Source organism: Acinetobacter sp. S4400-12 (genome assembly GCF_024129495.1).
GTDB lineage: Bacteria > Pseudomonadota > Gammaproteobacteria > Pseudomonadales > Moraxellaceae > Acinetobacter > Acinetobacter lwoffii_C.
This window is the reverse complement of record NZ_JAMXYB010000058.1, coordinates 1-6,062: the sequence shown is the minus strand read 5'-3', so window position 1 is coordinate 6,062 and position 6,062 is coordinate 1. Positions and strand designations below refer to the sequence as shown.

The following is a 6,062-nucleotide window of genomic DNA, read 5'->3' as shown; positions in this document are numbered from 1 at the left end:
TCAGGGTTTTAGGGATGAAGTCCCTAACGTGCTTAGGTTTCTTAATGAAATTGAGAAACGTCTAAGCGCGCCATCAAATTTTTGATGGAAGTACAGGCGAATTTCTCTAGAACGAACTTTAACAAAATTGCGGACATCGGACGTAATTATTTTGTTATCGTTCTTTGAGAATTGAGCCTGTGCTTTTGCGGTATTTGAATTAAGGAATTGAATATGATTAATGAATGGCTATCTGAAAAAATTACCTACATTTCTGCTTTAAAGAATCCTAGCGATGCTCAAAAACTTTTCTTGGAATTAGCTCAAATCCAATATCGAACACTTGACCAAGAGAAAAAATTAAATGCTCTGATTAAAGCTGAAAAAGCTATTGATCGAGCTAATAAGCAAAAAATAGCTGTCAGAAAATTACTAAATGCTGAAAAGGAAGCTGAACGTAAAGCTCGAACACGCCACCTTATCCAGTTAGGTGCATTATTTGAAATTGCTAACTTAGATAAAAGAGATCCGGCTGAACTACTTGGCGTCCTGCTTAAAACCGCTGAAATTGATCCTAACGATATGAAATGGCAAATCTGGAAAGAATTAGGACAGGAAACCCTGAATCAGCGTAAAAATTAAAATTGAAGTAATAACGGCTCATAAGCTACAAAGTATATGCGTATGAGCCTTTTGAACTGGATCATAAGAGAATATTAACATCGTCTATCTTTTTTTTTTTTTAAGTGTCACACTTGTTTCATTTTTCAGTGCGTTGTATCTCTTTAATATAAAAAGAAAAATACTCTTACACAGAGACAAAACGAAGATTAGATCTTTTAATGGGGCGATAAATTGGCGCATCATATCAACCACGTATTCCATCATAAATATGCCTTTGAATAGTTTGATAAGTTCTATTCTGCATGATTTATCGATTTCACACAAAAACTTTTTAAATAACAAGTATTTATTAATAATATATTAACATGCTTGCATTGATTTCATTAAAAATCTTTCACTTGATCCTAATTATACGAAATGTAAAATTAGGAAAAAATTTAGCTCAAAAGGTATTAAATCAGCGTAAAAAGACTGAAAAAAATAATAATTGATTATGCAGTTAAGCTACTTAAAACCGTGGAACATTGCTCACTTATTGAGCGTGGAACATGAAAAATCATTAAAAAAGCCCATTCGAGGGTAAATGGGCTTTTGAGTAGTATATAAGGAATTGATTTTTAAAGGAATAAAAAAAGCATTTCGTATAATCTGCATTATGTTAATTTTAGAGAAAATTAAAAATAATCTAACTATGTTTAAGGTTATTTAACTCTGCTTTTAAGCTATCTTTTTTTAAACAATGCAAAATAAATTTCCTTTCTACTCTTTCAATTTTTTCACTATCAAAAGTTCTAATAAAATGATTCCAACTATCTAAATCGACCTCATTATATAGACTACAAAAAGCTTCAGGATTTAATTTTTTTCTAACTTCGTTGACACTATCTAAGTAATACATAAAAGGTTCATTTAATTCTAAATAAATATCTCTATAACTTTCTCTATATGAAACATATTTTTTTTTAAGCTCTTTATCCGTAGAAAAATGATCTAACATATCTATTTCAATACTCAATTGAATACTCATTTTTGAATAAAAACTAAAATCTAAATGGTTTGAGCCAAAAAAAAGATAGGTACCATTTTGTTTATATTCTTTAAATCCACGACAAAGTAGTGTAAATAAATAATGTAAATTATTTTCTGATAAAAATATTATTTTCAATATGTTATCTGATTTTTCATATTGTTTTTGATTCTTCCATGAATAAATTGCGAATATAGCAATTAAAGGTGTAACAAAAGCAATACTGGTGATAAGAATTTTATTTATACGACTCAAACTAAACTTACAATTTAAGCTATCACCATTACATGAAAGAAAATAATCAAAAAAACCAAAGATAAATAGTATTACTAGATAATATAAAAAATAAAAAAATATGTACTTCCCTAAGTTATTTTTCAATTTTTAACCTTAACAACTAACAAAAAATGGTTGAATCTTTGGACGCTGTTTTTGTGATTCCATCCAAAGTGAATACTTAGATTGGACACGCATTAACAGGTCTGCACTGATTCCCAAAGCATCATGCAAGCGTAAAGCTACATCTGCGGTCACTGGCGCTTTACCGTTAATAATTCGAGAAAGTAAAGGACGTGTCACTTGAATACGTTCAGCAAGTTCTGTAATGGTGATCGCTTGTCCTTCTTCTTTTAAGCCATCTAACCATTCTGACACTAACTCACCTGCATGAGCTGGATTATTCATCATCATATTCACCTCAATGGTAGTCCTGATAGTCTACGATATACGCATTACCATCTTTAAAAATAAAAGTCAGACGCCAATTGGCACTCACAGTGATTGACCAATGATCTTTTAATTTACCTTTCAAAGGATGAAGCTTCCATCCAGGAAAATTCATTTCATCAATGCTTTGCGCTTCATTCAAAGCAGTTAATTGTCTTTTTAACTTGGTTGAATGAACAGACTGAATACCTGCTGTAGAACTGGTTTTAAAAAATCGTTCCAGTCCCTTATGATTAAAATCTACAATCACAAAAAATTATCCTTTGTATAGTTTTAATATACAGCAATCCGTTCAGTAAAACTATACAGAAATATAGACTCAAATAAAATCAAAAGCCTTAAAAACAAACGCTCTTACTCTCTCAACTCGCCCCCAAAGCATCGCACTTCGTGCTTTGGCTTTGGTGAACGGTTGAGAGAGTTTCGGCAATACTCACCCTAAGGGCTGTCATTTAAAAAAATGACCTATCCCTTAAGTATTGCCGATTTACCTGTATATATTTGGCTTCGGAGCCACGTATATCGGTCGTATCCGCACATAGCTTTGCTGACTATGCAGACAAGGACTCAAAGTCTTGCACTTCGCTCCACGCGCTCCCTGTCGTTACATTGCCTGTATCTCTGCGAGGGTTTCCCCAACGTACAACTTAACAAGTCCTATGTAACTACTCCCAACGCTCCGCCTATGTGAAGTTCCCCTGTAAGCGGTTTAGCCTTTCGACTATAGCTACAATACGCCAGTGACACTTATTCCTACCACACGTACTGCATGCCGACCGTAAAACGGACACGCAGAAGCGGGCAAAGCTCGATCTAGGATACTTATTTGACGATTTAAAACACGAATTAACGAAGACTTATCATTTTGAGGCTTGATATAAACACTGTTTATTGTGAAAATAGAGTTCAGGTACAAGCCTTTTGGTGAAATCATAACGGTCGTCAAACCTTATGATCTTCGTTACTTGATGTTGTAGCATCAAATAACTGCGTACCGCTGAATTTACTGGAAAACCCCTCTAACTTGCAAGACTTAGAGGGGTTTTTGTTTATAATTTTAAATTACAAGTTACTTATCCTTGTTTAAAGCAAATTTTCGCTTCTTAATCACAGTAAGTGGCTTTTCTTGTGGAGCCATATTTTTCTGAATGGTTCCCTGCTTCATCTCTACTGGGACAGCACTATTTTCAGTAGTCTTTGGACTAGATTCTTTAGGCTTTGACTCTGTTGGCTTTTGCAGAGTTGCTTCCTTATTTTTAATTTTTATATAAATTTTATGAGCAACTGTATTGTGCTCCTTAATTTCCCTGTTCTTATCAGCCAATTTTTTATACTGTTCTTTAAAAGGTTTTATAAATTTTTTGATAGCTGATAAGAACACGGCTTCTTCAGGATATATGTCCGCTAATGTCTTAGGTGTTTCCTTTTGCACGAAATTGATGAGATCGGCTGGAAATTTATTAAGAATCTCTGGAGTAGCAAAGCTTACAAAATCATAGTCATGATAAGAAATTACAGCATATCGGGTATTTTTCTTAGTCGGACTTTTAATATAACCTTTGACTGTTGCCTCCCCTTGATCAAGTAACTTTTTCAAATAGAAATCTTTGATTTGGTTTTCTATAAGCGCATTACCTCTATAGAACCTAAGCTTCTGACTGATTTCCGCCTGTTCTTCCAGGTTGTCTTCATCAACAAGTTTTAGCTGTTCGGATTGGTCAAGGAATTGAGCATAATTATATTGAGCAAGTTCGGATGTCCAAATCAGTAACTGATCAAGGTTTTTAGGCATAGGAACTTTCAAATCATTCAAATCAAGCTTTTTAATGGGCGCAAGTTCTTCTTCCTTAAACTCTGTTCTTTCTAAACTTGATTGCTTTAACATAATAATTTCCTTAACTTCCACTAATTTTAAATATAATAAAAATTATAAATGAGTTCTTAGAGCCTTCATTTTCAGATTCAGCTATTTGGGGTCAATAACGCATAAATCCCCATGTTTCCCATAGCCACACTGCTCTTTCATCACTCGGACGCAAGGCTTGGACTCTTCTCCAACGGCACAACTTTGAATATCAAACTGAATACCTTGCTGCTTTAAACTCTCGATCTTTGGAATATTCTCTAAAGGCTTAATATAAGATGCAAATAACCATGTCATAGTCAGTATGAAAACTGAAAAAACACCTAAGAAAGTGGTGATTAACTTCCATGAAAATTGATCACTGGCTGATTCAATCGAGTTTTTCAAGCGTCCAAGTGCTTTAGCGGTCTTAATAAGTTCTGCTGTACCGTCCTGTAAGCCCTCATTTACCGCTTTTGATACAGTATGGTGGGTTTGCCCAGCAATAGTTCTTTGAATGTGTTCTTTCGTGATTTGAAGCTCTTTGACAGCCTGATTAACTAAATTCTGCTGTTGTTCGGCAACTGCCATCAAGGCATATAGCTTTTTTTCATCAGGTGTCATCGGCTCATCCCTCTAAACTTCATTGTTTTCTGTTGCTCTCTTTCTGATTTCTGCTGTTGTTTGTACTGTTCCAAAGCAAGCTGTTTAAAGCTGTCAAAATCAGCCTTAAAGCTCTCAATGCCCTGTTTAATTTCTTTGTCTGAAATTGGGCTGTTTTTGAGGTCTTTCAGGTCGTTTTTAGGGTCACCTAAGTCTAGTCGCTCAAGCTCTTTATAGGCTGTACGTGACTGTTGCAAGGCTTCCCTGATTTCAGGGTCTTTAGCTTGGCTTGGTAATAGTTTCTTTTCGGGTTCTTTCTCTATGCCTTGCTCTTTGTAGCTTCGCATATCAATACGGCTATCAATTTGGTGCTTTTCTAAATGGCTGTTGCATAAATCTTCCCATCTTTGGCGTAGGTCTTTAATATCGGTTTTTCGTTCCTGGTAACTCTTACCGGTATTGTCTTTTTTAGCTCCGCCACGTTCAGGGTTTTTGCTGTTATAGCGTTTGAAATACTGCTCCGGATCTCGTTCAATTCCATCTTGTAAACGTTCATTAAACATGAGGTGAACGTGAGGCTGATCCTTGCCGTCCATTGCTTTAGGGTTATGAATCGCAAATTGATACGGATATTTTGAGCCAATTTCAGACTGAATGAAGTCCTCAACCAGTTCTAGGCGTTGCTCGGCATTCATCTCTCTAGGCAAGGCAATTTCATATTCTCGATAGGTACTGCCATTTTTGCGCTCGTACAGGTCGGCTGCCTGCCAAAAGTTAATCGGATTATGTTCTGCCCATTTCGGCATGTTTCCATAGTCACGATGTTCAAGGTCAGTTTTAGCCTGTTCCTCTTTTTTCTTTTTTTCTTCATCCCGATCTATATATTCGGCATGCGGTGCTGCCTTGCCTGCCTTACCAACTTTGACACTTAAACGAGCAATCGCCATTAGGTTTTATCCTGTTCCTTTTTTTGGTTGCGTTCCTTCTTAAACGCTCTTTGATCGAATATCGAAGCAAGCACCATAATGAGGATGAGTAGCGGTGCTGCGATCACGCCAAAAATAATATCTTTGATCTTTCCCCATACCTGTTTTAGTTGCATGTTGTCGCTCCTAGCGTTGGTACTTCTTTTTTTCATTCAATTTTCAATTGAACGAAAAAAAGAAGTTTCAGGGTTTTAGGGATGAAGTCCCTAACGTGCTTAGGTTTCTTAATGAAATTGAGAAACGTCTAAGCGCGCCATCAAATTTTTGATGGAAG

Annotated in this window: 8 protein-coding genes; 1 reads left to right on the top strand and 7 read right to left on the bottom strand. The window is 35.5% G+C overall.

Annotated features, from left to right (window positions below; genetic code table 11):
- The first annotated feature begins 213 nt into the window (after nt 1-213).
- Nucleotides 214-621, top strand: coding sequence for a conjugal transfer protein TraD (locus NI461_RS13650; RefSeq protein WP_253157711.1), 408 nt, complete (start codon nt 214-216; stop codon nt 619-621).
- Between the two features lie 667 nt (nt 622-1,288).
- Here the strand turns inward: NI461_RS13650 and NI461_RS13645 are convergent.
- From NI461_RS13645 to NI461_RS13615, 7 genes are all read right to left on the bottom strand, one after another.
- On the bottom strand, nt 1,289-2,011 hold the full coding sequence (locus tag NI461_RS13645; RefSeq protein WP_100358231.1) for a hypothetical protein: 723 nt from the start codon (nt 2,009-2,011) through the stop codon (nt 1,289-1,291).
- Nucleotides 2,012-2,020: 9 nt separating this feature from the next.
- Nucleotides 2,021-2,317, bottom strand: a complete 297-nt coding sequence (locus NI461_RS13640; RefSeq protein WP_253157707.1) for a HigA family addiction module antitoxin — start codon at nt 2,315-2,317, stop codon at nt 2,021-2,023.
- A 10-nt stretch (nt 2,318-2,327) separates the two neighbouring features.
- Nucleotides 2,328-2,606, bottom strand: coding sequence for a type II toxin-antitoxin system RelE/ParE family toxin (locus NI461_RS13635; protein ID WP_087704769.1), 279 nt, complete (start codon nt 2,604-2,606; stop codon nt 2,328-2,330).
- Between the two features lie 819 nt (nt 2,607-3,425).
- On the bottom strand, nt 3,426-4,241 hold the full coding sequence (locus NI461_RS13630) for a hypothetical protein (RefSeq protein WP_004282298.1): 816 nt from the start codon (nt 4,239-4,241) through the stop codon (nt 3,426-3,428).
- Between the two features lie 81 nt (nt 4,242-4,322).
- On the bottom strand, nt 4,323-4,823 hold the full coding sequence (locus NI461_RS13625; RefSeq protein WP_159373096.1) for a hypothetical protein: 501 nt from the start codon (nt 4,821-4,823) through the stop codon (nt 4,323-4,325).
- Nucleotides 4,820-5,749 carry a MobA/MobL family protein gene (locus NI461_RS13620; RefSeq protein ID WP_253157704.1) on the bottom strand — a complete coding sequence of 310 codons (930 nt, stop codon included), beginning with the start codon at nt 5,747-5,749 and terminating at the stop codon, nt 4,820-4,822. Before NI461_RS13620 ends, NI461_RS13625 begins: the two co-directional genes overlap by 4 nt.
- Complete coding sequence (locus tag NI461_RS13615) at nt 5,749-5,904, bottom strand: hypothetical protein (protein ID WP_169031083.1); 156 nt, start codon at nt 5,902-5,904, stop codon at nt 5,749-5,751. Before NI461_RS13615 ends, NI461_RS13620 begins: the two co-directional genes overlap by 1 nt.
- Nucleotides 5,905-6,062 lie beyond the last annotated feature (158 nt).